Here is a 16,465-nt window from a genome sequence, read left to right on the forward strand (position 1 = left end):
AATTGCGCGCAAGACCCGGGCGAGCTGACCGCAGGCCAAGCGCACCGGGCCATGCAGGTGCACCTGGATTGCGGCGTCGAAATCTGCCGGGTGCGGCGGCGAGCGCGTAGAACGCTGGTAGAGGCACGGCTGATGGTCTTGGACGAGCGGGCCACGCCGTAATGGCGTCGCCGATGGGCGCACCGCGCTTATGCCTCCGGTCGCCGGTGCGACCCGCCACCACCTCCCACATACCGGCATGGCTTCTGTTCATCGATCGGAATCGACACGGCAGCCCAGGTGTTGTTGCTGCCATGACCGCAACGGCATCCGATCGACCCGCCCCTCGCGTCGTCGACACCGAGACCGAATTCGGCGCGAAAGTCGCCGAACGCCTCGACCGCGAGTCGGTCCTCTGGCTGACCACTGTCGGCCCCACCGGCACACCACAGCCCAACCCGGTCTGGTTCCAGTGGCGCGACGGCGAATTCCTCGTCTTCAGCAAGCCCGACCAGCCGAAGATCCGCAACATCCAGCGCAACCCCCGGGTCTCGCTGAATCTCAACAGCACCGAGACCGGCGGCGACGTCGTCGTGCTCACCGGCACGGCCCGGGTGGACGATCAGCGGCCCGGCGCGGACGAGATCGACGCGTTCACGAAGAAGTACGCCGACGGCCTGCGCTCGATCGACCTGACCGCCGAGCAGTTCTACGCCGAATACTCCGTCGTGCTGCGCGTCACGCCGGATCGGCTGCGGGGATTCTGACCCCGATGACGTTCGCGCCGCCGCCGCCCACCGCCGCGTGGCGGCACCAGTCCGCCCGCGACGGCTTCGAGGTGGCGTATTTCCGCGTCACCGAGCAGGGTGTGCTGATCGACGGCTGCACCACGGCCGTCGAAGGCGGTACGGCGTGGGTGGTGGACTACCGGATCGCGCTGGACACCGAATGGCGCACGCGCCGGGCGCAGGTGGCGATGCGCAAACCCGGTGGCTGGAACACACTGATGCTGGAGTGCGACGGCGCGGGGTCCTGGCTGCTGGACGGCATGCCCGCGCCATTGCTCGACGGCTGTCTGGACGTGGACCTGGAGTCCTCCGCGCTGACCAACGCCCTGCCGGTGCACCGGGCGGCGCCCGAGGTCGGCGATGGCGTGGACGCGCCCGCCGCGTACGTCTACGCCTCCGGCGCCGCGGTCGGCCGGCTGGAACAGCGCTACCTCCGCGTGGCGGACGGCGAGCACGGACCGCGGTTCGAGTACGCCGCCCCGGAATTCGACTTCCACTGCACCCTCGTCTACGACAAATCGGGCTTGGTGCGCGAGTACCCGGGCATCGCGGCCCGGATCCACTGAGCCGCCGGCCTCGGACTATGTCCGACCGCACCCACTATGGTCGATACCGATGAGAAGGCGGCAACAACCGCCGTTGCCGAAACGGCACGGCTTGGACCCGGCCCGGCTGCGACTACCGGAGCAGGGCGACTGGGCGACCATCCGGGACCATCTCGTAGAGCGTCTGCCCCGGGTACCCGCGACGCGAATCGACGAACTGCTGCGCGCCGGCGGCATCGTGGACCTGAGTGGGCCGATCGCTCCCGACGCGCCGTATGTGCCCGGCGGCGCGGTCTGGTTCCATCGCGATCTACCCGAGGAGACGATCGTCCCGTTCGACATCCCCGTCGTGCATCGTGACGACGACCTGCTGGTGGTGGACAAACCGCACTTCCTCGCCACGATCCCGCGCGGTCGGCACATCCTGGAGACCGCGCTGGTGCGGCTGCGCCGGGAGCTGGATCTCCCCGACCTGGTCCCGGCGCATCGGCTCGACCGCGTCACGGCGGGTCTAGTGCTCTTCGTGATCAATCCCGCTCGCCGCGGCGCCTACCAGACCATGTTCCACAAGCGCACCGTGCGCAAAGAGTACGAGGCCATCGCCCGGTTCGATCCGGACCTCGAGCTGCCCCGCGTGGTGCGCAGCCGCATCATCAAGGAGAAGCAGGTGTTCGCGGCCCAGGAGGTCCCCGGCGAACCCAACGCGGAAACCGAGATCGAACTGCTGGAGCACCGCGACGGCCTCGGCCGCTACCGGCTGCGCCCGCACACCGGCCGGACCCACCAGTTGCGCCTGCACATGAACAGCCTCGGCATCCCCATCCTCGGCGACGATTTCTACCCCGCGTTCACCGACAAGCCGGTCGACGACTTCACCAGGCCGCTGCAATTACTGGCCGCCGCGCTCGAGTTCACCGATCCGGTCACCCGCCGGCCGCGTCGTTTCGAGACCACCCGCACCCTGCAGGCCTGGACCGACCCGCACGGGTGGGCCGGCTGACTGCACGGAACAGCGCCCACCCGTTGTCTCCGGCAGGGCCGTCTCGACGCGATCACCCAGCGCACTGTTCCGCGACGGGCGAACTCCGGCGGAGCGCAACGGCGGCGAAAAGTGATCGATCCAGCAATAAAGCCGGGGTCCGTGGTGAACGTGTTCCGGTTCCGTAGACTCGACCGGGATGTCTGAGCCGGACCTAGCAACCCCGCCCCATCCACGCCGCAAAGTGCACGCCTACGTCGACGTCGCCGTCGTCGTTATCGTCCTCGCGGGCACCAATCTGATCGCGCATTTCACCACCGCCTGGGCGAGCATCGTGACGGTTCCGGTCGCGGCGATCGTGCTGCTGGCACTGGTGCGCAGGCGCGGTCTCGGCTGGTCGGAACTGGGCCTTTCGCCCCGGCACTGGCGGCGCGGGTCGCTCTACGCGCTCGGCGCGGTCGCCCTGGTCCTCACCGTCATCGGGATCGGGGCGGCGCTGCCGCTGACGCGGCCGTTCTTCCTGGCCGATCGCTATGCGACCATCTCCGGCGCGTTGATCGCGTCGATGATCGTGATCCCGTTGCAGACCGTGATCCCCGAGGAACTGGCCTTCCGCGGCGTGCTGCACGGCACCCTGCTTCGCGCGTACGGTGCGCGCGGCGTCTTCGCCGCGGGCTCCCTGCTGTTCGGCCTCTGGCATATCGCGTCGTCCCTCGGGCTCACCTCGGGCAATCGCGGTCTGAGCGCATTCGTCGGTGGCGGTGTGACCGGACAGGTCGTCGGGATCCTGCTCGCCGTCCTCGCGACAGCCGCGGCGGGCGTGGTGTTCACCTGGCTGCGCCAACGCAGCGGCAGTCTGCTCGCCCCGATCGCCCTGCACTGGTCGGTCAACGGCGCTGGAGCCCTGGCGGCCGCCGTCGTCTGGCAGCTGTATTGATTTGCTGTGTTGATTTGCCGCGACTTCGTCGCGGCGTGTTCGCGGCCCCTTGATGGCTCGCGTCCGAGTGACCGCCGCTGGCGCCTGCGTCGCGGACGCGGCGGTCACTCGGACGCGAGCCGGGCCGCGAACGGCGGATGCTCGGTCTCGCTGCGCTCGAAAACGGTGGTTGCGGTGCGCTGGGCACGTCGGCATCGACCGTCGCTATCCAGGTACGCGCGCTGAGGCGGTCAACTGACTGCCCCGCCCCTGCCACCTGTCGATCGGGGTTGTTACACCGCCGGGTACCCGGCGGCCGCGCAACGCGAACCGGACCGTCAACAGCGCACGCTCGCTCCCGCTGCGCTCGAAAAAGGGCGTTGCGATCGGCTCGGCACGTCAGCGCCGAATGTCGCAATCAGATGCGCGCGCCGAAGCGGCCAACCGTCGACCCCCCTGCCACCTATCGATCGGTGTTGCTACACCGCCGGGTACGCGGCGGCCACGTAAACACGAACCCGACCGCTAACAGCGCACGCTCGCTCTCGCTGCGCTCGAAAAAGGGCGTTGCGATCGGCTCGGCACGTGGGCGTTCGGCCGAGGTGTCGGGCATGCGGGCGGCAATCGGAAGCGGAAGATTTCGCGCGATTGCCGGACGCGCATTCGAACTGAGTTTCGACACGCGGAGAGCGCCGATAAAAGCGCCGATCATCCGGATATTCGCGTTTCGGCGCGAATTTCGGCAGCTCGGCGTGTCGCACTCGACCCGGCGGCGCATCGCATTGACCACGAGCAAAGGTCGGTTTAGTCTCACTTCGATCACACATATGTTCGAGCAATCATGTCTCCACCACTCGACATGACACCTGCTCTTGGGAAGGCTCGCGATGCCCGACGAACCCTCGAACGGTAGTTCCGAGATTGCCGCGCTGGCACAGCAGGTCGAAACCGCGCGCGGCAAGTTGCCCCTGCAGCTCGATCCGGCGCTGCTGGAGGTGCTGTCCGAACGCGAGATCGCCGCGGAGCGCGAGCTGGCGGAATGGATTCGCGCGCGGCGCCGCGAACAGCGGCGGCAGGCGATCGAGGCGGAACTGGCCACCGAGCGGCGCGATCGGAAGTCGGCCGCGGCGTTGCGCCGTTCGGAGGAGGCCGACGCCCGCTGGCATCTGCGCGCGCTGGCGGCGCGCCGGCGGGCGTCCAGCCAGGACGCGCGACTGGCGCAGCTCTACCGGCGGGCGGAATGGTCGTCGCGCGCCTTGATCGCGGTCGTCGTGCTCGGCATGGTGTGGGCCGGTGTCAACGTGCAGCACAATCTGGTGCCCAGCGGCGACATGGCCGATCCGCTGTACTGGTTGAGCTACGGCATCGAGGCGATGATCTCGATCCCGATCATCACCATCATGGTGGCGGCGACCACCGCGGCTCGATGGGGCCGCGAACTGGCGCGCGGCAAGGTCATCGTCTTCGAGGCAGCGCTGCTCGGCACCACCGTCGCGCTCAACACCGGCCCGCATCTCGCCGCGGGCGACCTCGGCCGCGCCGCCGAATACGCGATCGCTCCGGTGATGGTCGGCGTCGTGATCTGGTTGCACGCCTGGGTTTCCGCGCGGTACGCGGTGCTGATCGACGGCGCTCCGGTGATCGATCCCGACCCGCGAACGATCCATCTCGATGCGCGACTCGCCACGGGCATGCAGGCGGAAGCAAGTGGTCGCCCCTCGCTCGACGCGGCGGCGAACAGCGGCCGATTTCCCTGGGAAACCTACGCAGGCGTGACCGATGGCCGCGAGGCGCACCACGACGCGAATTACGGAGCGCAAGCCGGTCATCGGAGCGGTGCCGACCACCATCACGCCGGGAGCGAAGCCTCGACTCACCCCGCCGTCCCAGCCGAAATGACGGGCACTCGTCCCGGCGCACGGCCCGACGAGTTCGACTCGGCCGCCGCGCCCATGCCTGTCCCGGCACGCGTCGATCCCGGAAAGTCGGCGACCAATGGTTACGCGGTCGGATCGTCGATCAACGGGCACCCCGTCACCGTCGACCGCATGGCGTCCGCGGCGACAGCCCCCGACAGCGGCGAAGTGCGCGGGAACTTCAGCACTTCGGGTCCCACTGCTACTCGCACCGCCAACGGACATGCGGTCGATACGCCGATCAACGGCCACCCCATCGACCAGGCACAACCCGCGGGTGCCATCCCTGTGAACGGCGAAGTGAGCGAGAACTTCATTACTTCGGGTTCCGCCGACGAGCATCCGGCCAACGGCCACGCGGTCGCCACCAGCTCGAACGGTGCCGCGTTCTCGCACACTCCGAACGGCCGCCCGGCCACCAACGGCCACACCGTGCCGAGTCCTGCCGACGGCACCCCTCCGCGGGTCGACGGTGGCACCGTTCGCACCGGCGCCGATGGCGATACGGCGAAGGTCCCCGCCACGGGAGATACTCGAGTCAACGGCCACAACACCGTTCCAACCTTCGACAGTCGCCCCGCCGATATGTCCACCAGCATCAACCCCAACGCCCTTCCGGTCGACAGGCACACCGCTCCCACCTCCGAAAAGCACACGGGCACCCTCGCTCCCCAGCGAAGCGCGGGTACGTCTGCGTTGAACGGCCGCGAGGTGGTGTCGCCCGCGTCGCACGCAGTTCCGCCTGTCCCCCTCGACGTCCCGGAAGCCAACACAGACCGACGCTCGGCCCCACCGATCGAACTCGAAGCGGCACAACCTTCCTCGATGGTCTCCGAGCACGAAACGCCGAGCGGAGCAGAAGCGCCTGCCGCCAAAACCCGTAAACCGCGTTCCGCGCCCGCAGAACCGGCGGCACAGCAGATCTCGCTCGACGGACTCGAGTTCGACGAGGGTCCCGCGCCACGGACGGACAGCGCGACCTCGACGCACACGCCCGCCGGTCGAGGCGAACGGTCGACCGATCGCGTGTATCGCGGAGACGACGCCGTCCGGCGTCCGAACTCCGCCGAACCCCCGCCCACGCCGTCCCCCGCGAGCGCCGACACTGCCGCACAGGTGCACCCGAACGCCACCGCCCCTCGCGCGGCCAAGCGTGGAAAGTCGTTCTCCGCTGAGCAGAACGACCACTCCACCGACGCGGAGAGCGAACAACTGGCCCTCGAGGAAACCCCGGAACCTTCGCACCCGCGCGTCGAACCCATGCCGATCCTCGATACCGACGAGGACGACGAACTCCCCACCGAGCCGGAGGAAGCAGACACCGACGACGACGAGATCTCCGCGATCGCACGGGCCATCACCGGCCGCAGGTTGTCCGCCCTCCCGATCGAGGAGGTGAGGGAAATCCTGACGCTGGCCGATCAGGGCGGCTCGCCCCCGGCCATCGCGAACGAACTCGGCGTCCCCCGCTCCGCGGTCACCCGCGTTCTGGACTCGGCCATCAAAGTCCACCGCCCTTACGCGACCATCGGCTGACCGCCCGCTCCCCGACGGCTGGGTCTCTTTGCTGCGCAGCTCCTGGATCGGCGCGGCGAAACGCAGCGCCGATCCAGGACGGTCGCAGCCATCCGCCCCTCTCCCAGCCCCGAGCTTGTTGTCCGCTTCTGCGAGCAGTGTCCGCGCGCCGTAAAAGTTCGGCACGGTGCAGTAGGTCCGGGAAGCCGCGACACCGGGCAGTAGGCGTCGAAGGATGCGGCCGAAACTGCCGCCGACGAGCGGTCCGGCGGCCGAGGCGCGTCGTGCGCTAACGCGCACTACAGCAACTATCGGCTGGGTCTATTGCGCGAAAAAGCTGTGCGCCCAACAAATCTGGGTGCACAGCCCTTTCCGGTCCACTTCGCCGCGAGCGCCGGTAATGAACGCTCGCGTCCCGCTCAGCTTTCGCCGACCGAAGTCCCCACGACCTCCCGCGACGCCGATCCCGAACCACCGGGCTTCTCGTCCCCGTGCCCCGGCCACCACGCCTTGTGGCCGATGAGCGCCGTGAGGGCGGGTGTGAAGAACATCGCCATGACGAACGCCGCGATCGCGATGCCCACCGAGATGGCGAAGCCCATCTGAGCCAGGACGTTGTTGCCCGCCAGCATCATCGACGCGAATGTGCCCGCCAGGATCACCCCGGCCGCCGCGATGGTGGGGCCGGTGTGCCGCACGGCCAGCGCCGCGGCCTGTTTCGGCTCGTTGCCCTCGCGCGCCTCTTCCCGCAGCCTGGCGACCATGAGGATGTTGTAGTCGGTGCCCAGCGCGACCACGAACAGGTACATGACCACCGGAAGGGTGAAGATCAGGCCGGTCTCGCCCCGGATGTGCTGGAACACCAGCACCGCGGCGCCGAGCGTGGCGGCGAATCCGAGGAACACCGAGGCCATCAGGTACCACGGCGCGACCAGACTGCGCAGCAGCAATCCCAGCACGATCATGATCAGAATCGCCGCCACGGGAAACACGATCGCGTAGTCATGTGCCATCGCCTCCTGGAAGTCGACGAAGACCGAGGTCATACCGCCGACCGCGGCCGTAGCACCGGCGGGCGCCGCCGCATGCGCGACATCGCGCAGCGGTCCGGACACGGTGGCCAGGGCGGCATCCGATTCCGGCGCGGCATCGAGCGTCACCGCGAAATCGGCGATCGTCTTGTCCGGGGACACCTTCGGCTCGGCCACCTGCCCCACACCGGGTACTCCGGCCAGCGCGTTTCGGTAGGAGGTGAGCTGATCGACGGTCAACGCAGCGTCGGATCGCAACAGGACGTCCGAAGGCTGGGTGGTCCCCGCGGGCAGGCCCTTGACCAGTTCCTTGCTGTACACGACGGATTCCGATGCCGCCGAGGTCGATCCGGAGCTGAGATCGAATGTCGGGTGGAAACCCAAGGCGAAAATCCCGAGCACGACCAGCACGCCACCGGAGGCCGCGGCGAACGCACCGGGACGACGGCCGAGCGCATTCCCGATCGCGGTGAACCGCGCGCCCTTCGGTTCGATACGCCACGCCTTGGACGGCCAGAACACTGCGGTACCCAGCAGCGAGACCACGGCGGGAACCAGCGTCAGCCCCGCCGCCAGCGCGACCGCCACCGCGATCGCCAGCGCCGGGCCCATGGCGCGGAACATGCCGAGCGTGGACAGCACCAGCGCCATGAACGCGATGATCACCGCGCCCGCCGCGGAGGTGATCGCCTCACCCACTCGGGTGACGGCGCTGACCATGGCGGTTTTCGAATCCTCGCCGGCACGTAACCGCTCGCGGTAGCGGAACATCAGGAACAGGATGTAATCGGTGCCGACGCCGAACAGCACCACCACCAGAATGGCGTTGATCGACGCGTCGATCCGCAAGTCGAAGGCCTTGGCCACCACGGCGATCAACCCACTGACCATGCTGGAGATCGCGCCGATCACCACGATCGGCAACAACGCGATCACCGGGCTGCGGAAGATGATCAGCAACAGCATCAGGATCAGTACGACGGTGGCGATGCCGACGATCGCCAAACCCTTGTCGCCCGATTCCCGCTGATCCAGCACCTGCGCCGCCTGGCCGGTGATGCCCGCCTTCAGTTCGGTGCCCGAGACGCGCTCCTTCAGCTGCTTGCGCAGCGCCTCGACCGCGTCGCCCTGCGTGGTGTCGTTCTGATTCGTCACCTTCGTCATCTGCACCGCGATGATCTGGACCAGGCGGTTGGCCGACGGCGGCGTCGGTTGCATCCCGATGACGTCCTTGATCTGCGCGTTGCGCAGGGCGGTGCCGATCGAGACGACCGAAGCGGCGTCCGCGTCGGTCAGCGCCGTGCCATCCTTGCGGGCGAACACGATGATCGCCGCGGGAGCGGAGCTGTCCGGGAAAGCCTTCTGCTGCAACTTCACCGCCTGAATGGACTCGTAATGCGACGGCAGAAAAGCTGATTGGTCGGTCGTCGATTTCAGTTCCGGCGCCGCCGCCACCACCGCGATGGCGAGCAGCACCCACATGCCGATCACCTTCCACGGATTGTGGACGACCACGGCTCCCAGTCGTGCGAACATCTGCGCATAAATCCTTTCCGGATGTGGAAAAGCGGCGGTAGATCAGATCTGCAGGTCTTGCGAGCTCGGGTGCTCGGCCACGTCCACGACCGTCCGGTAGATGTGCTCCGGAATCCGGCCGCGCAGCTCAGCGGGCGAGTCCACGATCTCCACCGCGTAATCACCCCACTCACGCTCGCCGCTGCCGGGCCGCAGCAGCCCGCGCCAATTCTTCCATTCGGTCCAGTCGATCGCGACGGACATTTCGCGCCAGTCGGATTCCCGCCGATGTACCACGAACTTGCCTTTGCGGCTCACGTAGACCCGCACCACAGTCATCCCGATCTTGGTGTATTCGCGGGATTCGCCCAGCAGCCTGCCGAAAAACCGCTGCCGACGCCCGCCGCCCGGACCCACACGCAACACGATCGGGCGCAGGTCGTCCGCGTCGCCCCGCTCGTCGGATTCCTTGACGATGGCGATGGCGCGGGCCTGCTCCTCCACAGCGTCCGCGCCGCTCAGAGTGTTCGGATCGGTAGTCATGATTTCCCCATTTCATAGATAAGTGCGCATGTAGGCATGCGGATACGGCAAACCGGCCCGCTCCGAATCCGCCTGTACCGATGCGGATTCGATGTTCCCGCAAAGCCCGAGCCGTCTTCTCACTATAAGTAGATGTATACGTATAACGCAAGACCTGGCCGACCGCCTGTCCCGCCGCGCGCCCGATCCGCTCGGCTGAGCGAGCGAACGTCCGTGTTCCAGGCACCGAGGACAGCCATCGATGTACGCCAGGCGCGCCGGCCACACGCGCCGAGCCAGACGCGGTATCACATGGTCATCGATGTCGGCGACCGGAACCCACTGCCACGCATCGAGTTCCACTTCCTGCAATCAAATGGTTCGCTCGTCGTCGCACAGCACACCGCGGCCGAATACGCACAGAACCTCGTCGCCTCCGTCAGGTCACTTTCCCTGCCCGGTAACGCCGCCTCGTACTCGATGACAAGATCGTATGGTGCGCGTTCTCGTCACCGGAGCCGACGGCTACCTCGGCCGGGCGGTCGTCGAACTGCTGGGCAGTGCCGGGCACGAGCCGATCGCGATGGTTCGCAAGAGCGGTTCCACCTTGCCGGCTCCGACGCGGGTCGCCGATCTGCTGGACGAGGCCCCGCTTCGGGAGGCGCTGGACGGCGTGGACGCGGTGTTCCATCTCGGCGGGCTTACCCGGGCGCGGGAATCGACGGCCGACCCGCTGCGATATTTCCGCGTCAACGCCGGAGGAACCGTCGCGTTGCTGGATGCCATGGCGGCCACTGGAGTCTCGCGGATCGTCTTCGCCTCGACCGGCTCGATCTATGGAACTCCCGAGCGGCAACCGATGACCGAAGGCCTGCCCGACGCACCCCCGCACCCGTACGCCGCGAGCAAACTGGCGGCCGAGTGGGCGATCCGCTCGCAGGCGAGCACCGGTCGCTTGTCCGCTGTCGTGCTGCGCTTGATGAACGTGGCCGGCGGCGCGGACCCCGACCCGACGCGGTTGATTCCGCGTGCGTTCGCCGCCGCGACGAGCGGCTCGGCTCTGGAAGTCAATGGAAACGGCACCGCGGTTCGCGACTACCTGCACATCATCGATGCCGCAGCGGCTTTCGTCGCCTGCCTCGCGAATATGCCGCCGAAAGGCGAATCCAGGCATTACCTCATCGGCAGTGGTCGTGGCAGTAGCATTCTCGATGTCGTCGCTGCGGTCGAGCGGCGGACCGGCCGTCGAATTCAGCTGCGCCATCGACCACCGGCGCCCGAACCGGCCGGCCTGATCAGCGATCCCACCAAGGCGATGACCGAATTACCTTGGCGCCCCGCGCACTCCGATCTGGAGACGATTGTGCGCGACACCCGGCACCGGGTCGACCTCACCCAGTAAGCCCGGCCCGATCCAGCAGGTACGCGATCAGCGGCAGGTAGTAGTCGGGGTGGACTCCGTCATCGAGGGGCACCGTGACGGCGATTTTCCCCTCGGCCTGCCCCGCGAACAGTGCCGGATCGTTGCTGTCGGCGAATCCGACGGTCTCGATACCCGCTTCTCCCGCTGCTCCCGCCCAGCCGTGATCGGCGATGACCAGGTCGGGCCAGCGGCCGTTTCCGGCGTCACGCAGCTGCCGCAGGATCGCGCGCATCGGATGCGGGTCATGGGTGTGTCTCAGCGTTCCGTCGGTGCCGAGCGCGGCAACTCCTGAGGTGTAGACGATTTCACGATGCTGCGGACCCCAGGGCGTGCTGACCCGGTAGGACCATCCGGCGGCAGGGGCGAGCACCACACATCCCGCCGCGCGCAGCAAGTCCTCAACGGCTCGATAGACGCCCATGAGCGTGTCCGGATGCCCGGTGGCCAGGACGACGGTCTCCCGACGGCGGGCCGCGAGCGCGATGCGCGCCCCCATCGCGTCGAGTGCGTCGAGGGTCAGGTCGACGTCGATGGTGTCGGGACCCCGCAGATGACGGGGATCGGGGCTGACTCCGCACAGACGCGCCATCATCGCCAGAGTCTCGGCGAACGTCCAATCCTTCAGCGTCAGCCCGAACTGGTACCCGGGATCTTTCGCCACCATCTTGCGATAGTTCGCGAGATTCCCCTCCCGAGGCGTCGCGACATCCCCCGCGATCCGCGTCTTCAGCAGATGCTCCCGCAGCAACACCCGGTCATCGGGCTCGCCAGGTCCAGTCATCTTCCCCACCGCTCATCCTCCGTATCGGCTGTCGGGCATCGCGATCAGGACCAGACGCCGCCTACGCCGTGGCCACTCACACCTTCGATACAACCACGACAGCACCTATCCGTATGTGCTCCAACCGAGTTTCCCAGGCATCCTCAACCCATCCACGTTGCGATGCCCAACACTGCCCCACGACTCGACTTCAACCCGATCCTGGTGGCAGGCACCGCAACACCGCATATAGGTTCCCACTACCCGGAGCCACTTCACCATGTTCAAGAGCGGGTCGGTTCATATCGTCCTTGCCGATTTTCCGCCGAGATCAATGCTCTCTTCATCGTCGAGTAGCGGCGACCCCAAGACCAACCGTCTCGTGAAGCCGGCGGCTACGAGCCGCGAGTACGCCTTCTGGACTTCACTGGGAACGTCCTGCTCGATAGCCCATCCCTGGTCTGCGTAGACCCATACCCGTTGAGTGTCGCCCACCAGCATGTTGACCACGCGATTCATATCCCCGATGCAATCGAGGTAGTCGCTCAATGTGAGCGGAAGCGATCCACAGATGACGTCTACCTCCGGCCCACCGCACCCTACAGGTGGCGTAGCCGCGACGTTGTTGATACGGGCGCGAAATCAGCATCACCGACTTGATCGAGTTCAAGAAGCCGCGGGCTTCGAGCAGAGCTCGGGTGAAGTCGATGTTGTCTCCCGTGTTGGTCGCCCTGGACTCCATCAAGATCGCGCTATCCGGAACACCCAGTGCAAGAGCATGTCCGCGGTAATGCGCAGCTTCTCCGTGGGGGAACACCTCGGCGGTTGTCGGAGAGTTTGCTCCGGTGAACACGATCAGCGGGAATACGCCTCGGTGGTAAAGCTCGGCTGCGTACGTAGCCACTCCGAGGTCATGGCTCCCCAGTCCGATCCCGACATCGACGGGGCGGACCTCATGATGCATCTGGTTGTAGTCCCAAAGAATCTCGACATCGGAACGAAATTCATCGGGTAACGCAATAGTCGACATGAGAAGAGTCCTTCACTCGGGCAGCTTGAACTCATAGGTCCACGAGAATCGGGACGCCGCATGGACGCCTCGCGCGAACTCGATGAGGACATCATCCACGGTGTAGGTTCGGCGCGTCAGAATCATCACCGGTTCGCCGACCGGGCCAACCCGTGCTCGTCCCGAGGTACAGAGTCCATTTTCTCCATCAAACCGACGAAGGCCCGCTTCCCGATCGGGAAGCGGGCCTTCGTTATTCGACTTTGTCAGCCGTGGAGCAGGCTTACTTGGCCTTCTCCAGGACCTCGACCAGACGCCAGCGCTTGGTGGCCGACAGCGGACGGGTCTCCATCAGCTGAACGCGGTCGCCGATGCCGGCGATCTCGTTCTCGTCGTGCGCCTTCACCTTCGAGGTGGTGCGAATGATCTTGCCGTAGAGCGGGTGCCGGTTGCGGTCTTCCAGCTCGACGACGATCGTCTTGTTCATCTTGTCCGAGACAACGTAGCCGACACGCACCTTGCGGGTGCCGCGCTGCCCTTCCACTTTGTCGCTCATGCCGCATCTCCCTTGTCAGCGGGTCCGGTGGCCAGACCGAGCTCACGCTCACGCATGACCGTGTAGATGCGCGCGATCTCGTGACGGACGACGCGCAGGCGACGGTTGTTGTCCAGCTGACCCGTCGCCATCTGGAAGCGCAGGTTGAACAGCTCTTCCTTGGAGTCGCGCAGCTTGGCCACCAACTCCTCTTCGGTGAGCTCGCGGAGCTCTGCGGCCGGTGTTCCGGTAGCCATCAGAACTGCTCCTCCCTGGTCACGATCCGGCACTTCATCGGGAGCTTGTGCATCGCGCGACGCAGGGCCTCGCGAGCGGTCTCCTCGTTCGGGTAGCTCATCTCGAACATCACGCGACCGGGCTTGACGTTCGCGACCCACCACTCCGGCGAACCCTTACCCGAACCCATGCGGGTCTCGGCGGGCTTCTTGGTCAGCGGGCGATCCGGGTAGATGTTGATCCAGATCTTGCCGCCACGGCGGATGTGGCGAGTCATCGCGATACGCGCCGACTCGATCTGCCGGTTGGTGACGTAGGCCGGCTCCAGCGCCTGGATGCCGAAATCGCCGAACGCCACCGAGGTGCCACCCTTGGCCGTACCCGAACGGCCCGGGTGATGCTGCTTGCGGTGCTTCACCTTGCGAGGCATCAGCATGCGTCAGCCCTCCTGTGTCTCTGCCGGAGCGTCGGCCACCGCGGTGGCGGCGCGCCCGGCCTCGGTGCTGGTCGCCGTGGTGCCGGTCGAACCGGACCGACGCGGACGGCTCGGCCGCTCCCGGCGCGGACGCTCGGGCGCGGCGGCAGCGGCGGCGAGCTCACGCTTGCCACCGACGATGTCGCCCTTGTAGATCCAGACCTTCACGCCGATGCGACCGAAGGTGGTCCTGGCCTCGTAGAGGCCGTAGTCGACGTCGGCGCGCAGCGTGTGCAGCGGCACCCGACCTTCGCGGTAGAACTCCGAGCGCGACATTTCCGCGCCGCCGAGGCGGCCCGAACACTGCACACGGATGCCCTTGACGTTCGGCGAACGCATGGCCGACTGGATGGCCTTGCGCATCGCGCGACGGAACGCCACGCGGTTGGACAGCTGCTCGGCGACGGCCTGGGCGACCAGCTGCGCATCCGACTCGGGGTTCTTGACCTCGAGGATGTTCAGCTGCACCTGCTTGCCGGTCAGCTTCTCCAGCTCGGCGCGGATGCGGTCGGCCTCGGCGCCGCGGCGGCCGATCACGATACCGGGACGCGCGGTGTGGATGTCCACCCGCACACGGTCACGGGTGCGCTCGATCTCGACCTTGGCGATACCCGCCCGCTCCATGCCGGTGGCCAGCAGCTTGCGGATCGCGACGTCTTCCTTCACGTAGTCCGCGTACTGCTTGTCCGCGTACCAACGCGACTTCCAGTCGGTGGTGATACCGAGGCGGAAGCCGTGGGGGTTGATCTTCTGTCCCATTTACTTTGCCCCTCCCTTCCGGCGGTTACGAGTGGCTCCACCGGCGGTGGGGATGCTCTCGACCTCGATGGTGATGTGGCTGGTGCGCTTGCGGATGCGGAACGCACGGCCCTGGGCACGCGGCTGGAACCGCTTCAGGGTGGCACCTTCGTCGACGTAGGCGGTCGAGATGACCAGCGTGGCCGGGTTCAGGCCGAGGTTGTTCTCGGCGTTGGCCGCGGCGCTGGCGACGACCTTGGCGACCGGCTCGCTCGCGGCCTGAGGCGCGAACTTCAGCAGGGCGAGGGCGTCCTCGACGCGCTTGCCGCGGACCAGGTCCACGACACGGCGTGCCTTCATCGGGGTGACGCGAACGTGCTTGGCGGTCGCGCGCGCAGTCGGGTTCTGAACCGTCGCAGTGTCTGTTTTGGTCATCGCCGCTTGCTCTTCCGGTCTTCCTTGACGTGGCTCTTGAACGTCCTGGTCGGCGCGAACTCACCGAGCTTGTGCCCGACCATGGACTCCGAGACGAATACCGGCACGTGCTTGCGGCCGTCGTGCACCGCGAAGGTGTGCCCGATGAAATCGGGGATGATGGTCGAACGACGCGACCAGGTCTTGATGACCTGCTTGGTGCCCTTCTCGTTCTGCACGTCCACCTTCGCGAGGAGGTGGTCGTCGACGAACGGGCCCTTCTTGAGGCTACGTGGCATTTCTTACCTCCTCCTTCAGCGCTTCTTGCCGGTCTTGCGACGGCGGACGATGAGCTTGTCGCTCGGACGGTTGGGCTTGCGGGTACGGCCTTCCGGCTGACCCCACGGCGAGACCGGGTGGCGACCACCGGAGGTCTTGCCCTCACCACCACCATGCGGGTGGTCGACCGGGTTCATGACGACACCACGGACCGTGGGGCGGCGGCCCTTCCAGCGCATACGGCCCGCCTTGCCCCAGTTGATGTTCGACTGCTCGGCGTTGCCGACCTCGCCGACGGTGGCGCGGCAGCGCACGTCGACGCGACGGATCTCACCGGAGGGCATACGCAGCGTGGCGTAGGGGCCTTCCTTGCCCAGCAGCTGGATGCTCATGCCGGCCGAGCGGGCCAGCTTGGCGCCGCCGCCCGGACGCAGCTCCACCGCGTGGATGGTGGTACCGGTCGGGATGTTGCGCAGCGGCAGGTTGTTGCCCGGCTTGATGTCGGCGGTCGGGCCGGACTCGATGCGGGTGCCCTGCGTCACGCCCTTGGGGGCGATGATGTAGCGCTTCTCGCCGTCCACGAAGTGCAGCAGCGCGATGTTCGCGGTGCGGTTCGGGTCGTACTCGATGTGCGCGACCTTGGCTGGGATCCCGTCCTTGTCCAGGCGACGGAAGTCGATCAGGCGGTAGGCGCGCTTGTGCCCGCCGCCGCGGTGCCGGGTGGTGATCCGGCCGTGGGCGTTGCGGCCGCCGGACTTGGTCAGCGGGCGCAGCAGCGACTTCTCCGGGGTCGACCGGGTGATCTCGGCGAAGTCCGAGACGCTGGAGCCACGGCGGCCCGGCGTGGTCGGCTTGTACTTACGGATTGCCATGAGTTCTTCTCTGCTTT

General features: G+C 67.0%; 17 protein-coding genes and 1 pseudogene. 6 read left to right on the top strand and 12 right to left on the bottom strand.

All coding sequences use genetic code 11. The annotated features are described in order from the left end of the window. Positions 1 to 293 precede the first annotated feature (293 nt). The 5 genes from ACT89H_RS19410 (at position 294) to ACT89H_RS19430 (ending at position 6,659) form a co-directional block, all read left to right on the top strand. The gene (locus tag ACT89H_RS19410) at positions 294 to 746 is read left to right on the top strand and encodes a TIGR03667 family PPOX class F420-dependent oxidoreductase (RefSeq protein WP_445110028.1); all 453 of its coding nucleotides are present in this window, start codon (positions 294 to 296) and stop codon (positions 744 to 746) included. Between the two features lie 5 nt (positions 747 to 751). Further along, positions 752 to 1,333 (top strand): putative glycolipid-binding domain-containing protein, encoded by a 582-nt coding sequence (locus ACT89H_RS19415; RefSeq protein ID WP_445110029.1) that lies wholly within the window; start codon positions 752 to 754, stop codon positions 1,331 to 1,333. A gap of 49 nt (positions 1,334 to 1,382) precedes the next feature. Then, the gene (locus tag ACT89H_RS19420) at positions 1,383 to 2,312 is read left to right on the top strand and encodes an RluA family pseudouridine synthase (RefSeq protein ID WP_445110030.1); all 930 of its coding nucleotides are present in this window, start codon (positions 1,383 to 1,385) and stop codon (positions 2,310 to 2,312) included. A 178-nt stretch (positions 2,313 to 2,490) separates the two neighbouring features. Further along, on the top strand, positions 2,491 to 3,228 hold the full coding sequence (locus ACT89H_RS19425; protein ID WP_445110031.1) for a CPBP family intramembrane glutamic endopeptidase: 738 nt from the start codon (positions 2,491 to 2,493) through the stop codon (positions 3,226 to 3,228). 866 nt (positions 3,229 to 4,094) lie between these two features. Then, positions 4,095 to 6,659: a sigma-70 RNA polymerase sigma factor region 4 domain-containing protein gene (locus ACT89H_RS19430; protein WP_445110032.1), complete on the top strand. Its 2,565-nt coding sequence runs from the start codon at positions 4,095 to 4,097 to the stop codon at positions 6,657 to 6,659. 398 nt (positions 6,660 to 7,057) lie between these two features. On the opposite strand, the gene ACT89H_RS19435 is transcribed toward ACT89H_RS19430, so the two are convergent. After that, entirely contained in the window at positions 7,058 to 9,205 is a 2,148-nt protein-coding gene (locus ACT89H_RS19435) for an MMPL family transporter (protein WP_445110033.1), read from the bottom strand. Positions 9,206 to 9,247: 42 nt separating this feature from the next. After that, entirely contained in the window at positions 9,248 to 9,727 is a 480-nt protein-coding gene (locus ACT89H_RS19440; RefSeq protein WP_445110034.1) for an EXLDI protein, read from the bottom strand. Positions 9,728 to 10,199: 472 nt separating this feature from the next. On the opposite strand from ACT89H_RS19440, the gene ACT89H_RS19445 reads away from it, so the two are divergent. Beyond that, positions 10,200 to 11,108: an NAD-dependent epimerase/dehydratase family protein gene (locus ACT89H_RS19445; RefSeq protein WP_445110035.1), complete on the top strand. Its 909-nt coding sequence runs from the start codon at positions 10,200 to 10,202 to the stop codon at positions 11,106 to 11,108. On the opposite strand, the gene ACT89H_RS19450 is transcribed toward ACT89H_RS19445, so the two are convergent. From ACT89H_RS19450 to rplB, 10 genes and pseudogenes are all read right to left on the bottom strand, one after another. Further along, a complete protein-coding gene (locus tag ACT89H_RS19450; RefSeq protein ID WP_445110068.1) occupies positions 11,098 to 11,910 on the bottom strand; it encodes a phosphatase in 813 nt (270 codons plus the stop codon). The genes ACT89H_RS19445 and ACT89H_RS19450 overlap by 11 nt on opposite strands. Positions 11,911 to 12,189: 279 nt before the next feature. Then, positions 12,190 to 12,408, bottom strand: coding sequence for a hypothetical protein (locus tag ACT89H_RS19455; protein ID WP_445110072.1), 219 nt, complete (start codon positions 12,406 to 12,408; stop codon positions 12,190 to 12,192). Then, complete coding sequence (locus tag ACT89H_RS19460; RefSeq protein ID WP_445110036.1) at positions 12,314 to 12,919, bottom strand: YdcF family protein; 606 nt, start codon at positions 12,917 to 12,919, stop codon at positions 12,314 to 12,316. The genes ACT89H_RS19455 and ACT89H_RS19460 overlap by 95 nt, the downstream gene beginning before the upstream one ends. A gap of 262 nt (positions 12,920 to 13,181) precedes the next feature. After that, positions 13,182 to 13,430, bottom strand: a pseudogene (gene rpsQ, locus ACT89H_RS19465) (30S ribosomal protein S17); the annotation flags it as partial. A gap of 20 nt (positions 13,431 to 13,450) precedes the next feature. Then, complete coding sequence (rpmC, locus tag ACT89H_RS19470) at positions 13,451 to 13,690, bottom strand: 50S ribosomal protein L29 (RefSeq protein ID WP_039795449.1); 240 nt, start codon at positions 13,688 to 13,690, stop codon at positions 13,451 to 13,453. Then, entirely contained in the window at positions 13,690 to 14,106 is a 417-nt protein-coding gene (gene rplP / locus ACT89H_RS19475) for a 50S ribosomal protein L16 (protein ID WP_063021258.1), read from the bottom strand. The genes rpmC and rplP overlap by 1 nt, the downstream gene beginning before the upstream one ends. Before the next feature lie 3 nt (positions 14,107 to 14,109). After that, a complete protein-coding gene (gene rpsC, locus ACT89H_RS19480; protein ID WP_379251934.1) occupies positions 14,110 to 14,904 on the bottom strand; it encodes a 30S ribosomal protein S3 in 795 nt (264 codons plus the stop codon). Beyond that, complete coding sequence (rplV, locus tag ACT89H_RS19485) at positions 14,905 to 15,318, bottom strand: 50S ribosomal protein L22 (protein ID WP_445110037.1); 414 nt, start codon at positions 15,316 to 15,318, stop codon at positions 14,905 to 14,907. Then, on the bottom strand, positions 15,315 to 15,596 hold the full coding sequence (gene rpsS, locus ACT89H_RS19490) for a 30S ribosomal protein S19 (RefSeq protein ID WP_067785343.1): 282 nt from the start codon (positions 15,594 to 15,596) through the stop codon (positions 15,315 to 15,317). The genes rplV and rpsS overlap by 4 nt, the downstream gene beginning before the upstream one ends. Positions 15,597 to 15,611: 15 nt before the next feature. Beyond that, positions 15,612 to 16,448 carry a 50S ribosomal protein L2 gene (gene rplB, locus ACT89H_RS19495; protein WP_039795441.1) on the bottom strand — a complete coding sequence of 279 codons (837 nt, stop codon included), beginning with the start codon at positions 16,446 to 16,448 and terminating at the stop codon, positions 15,612 to 15,614. Between the last annotated feature and the right edge of the window lie 17 nt (positions 16,449 to 16,465).

This window comes from Nocardia aegles, assembly GCF_052545135.1.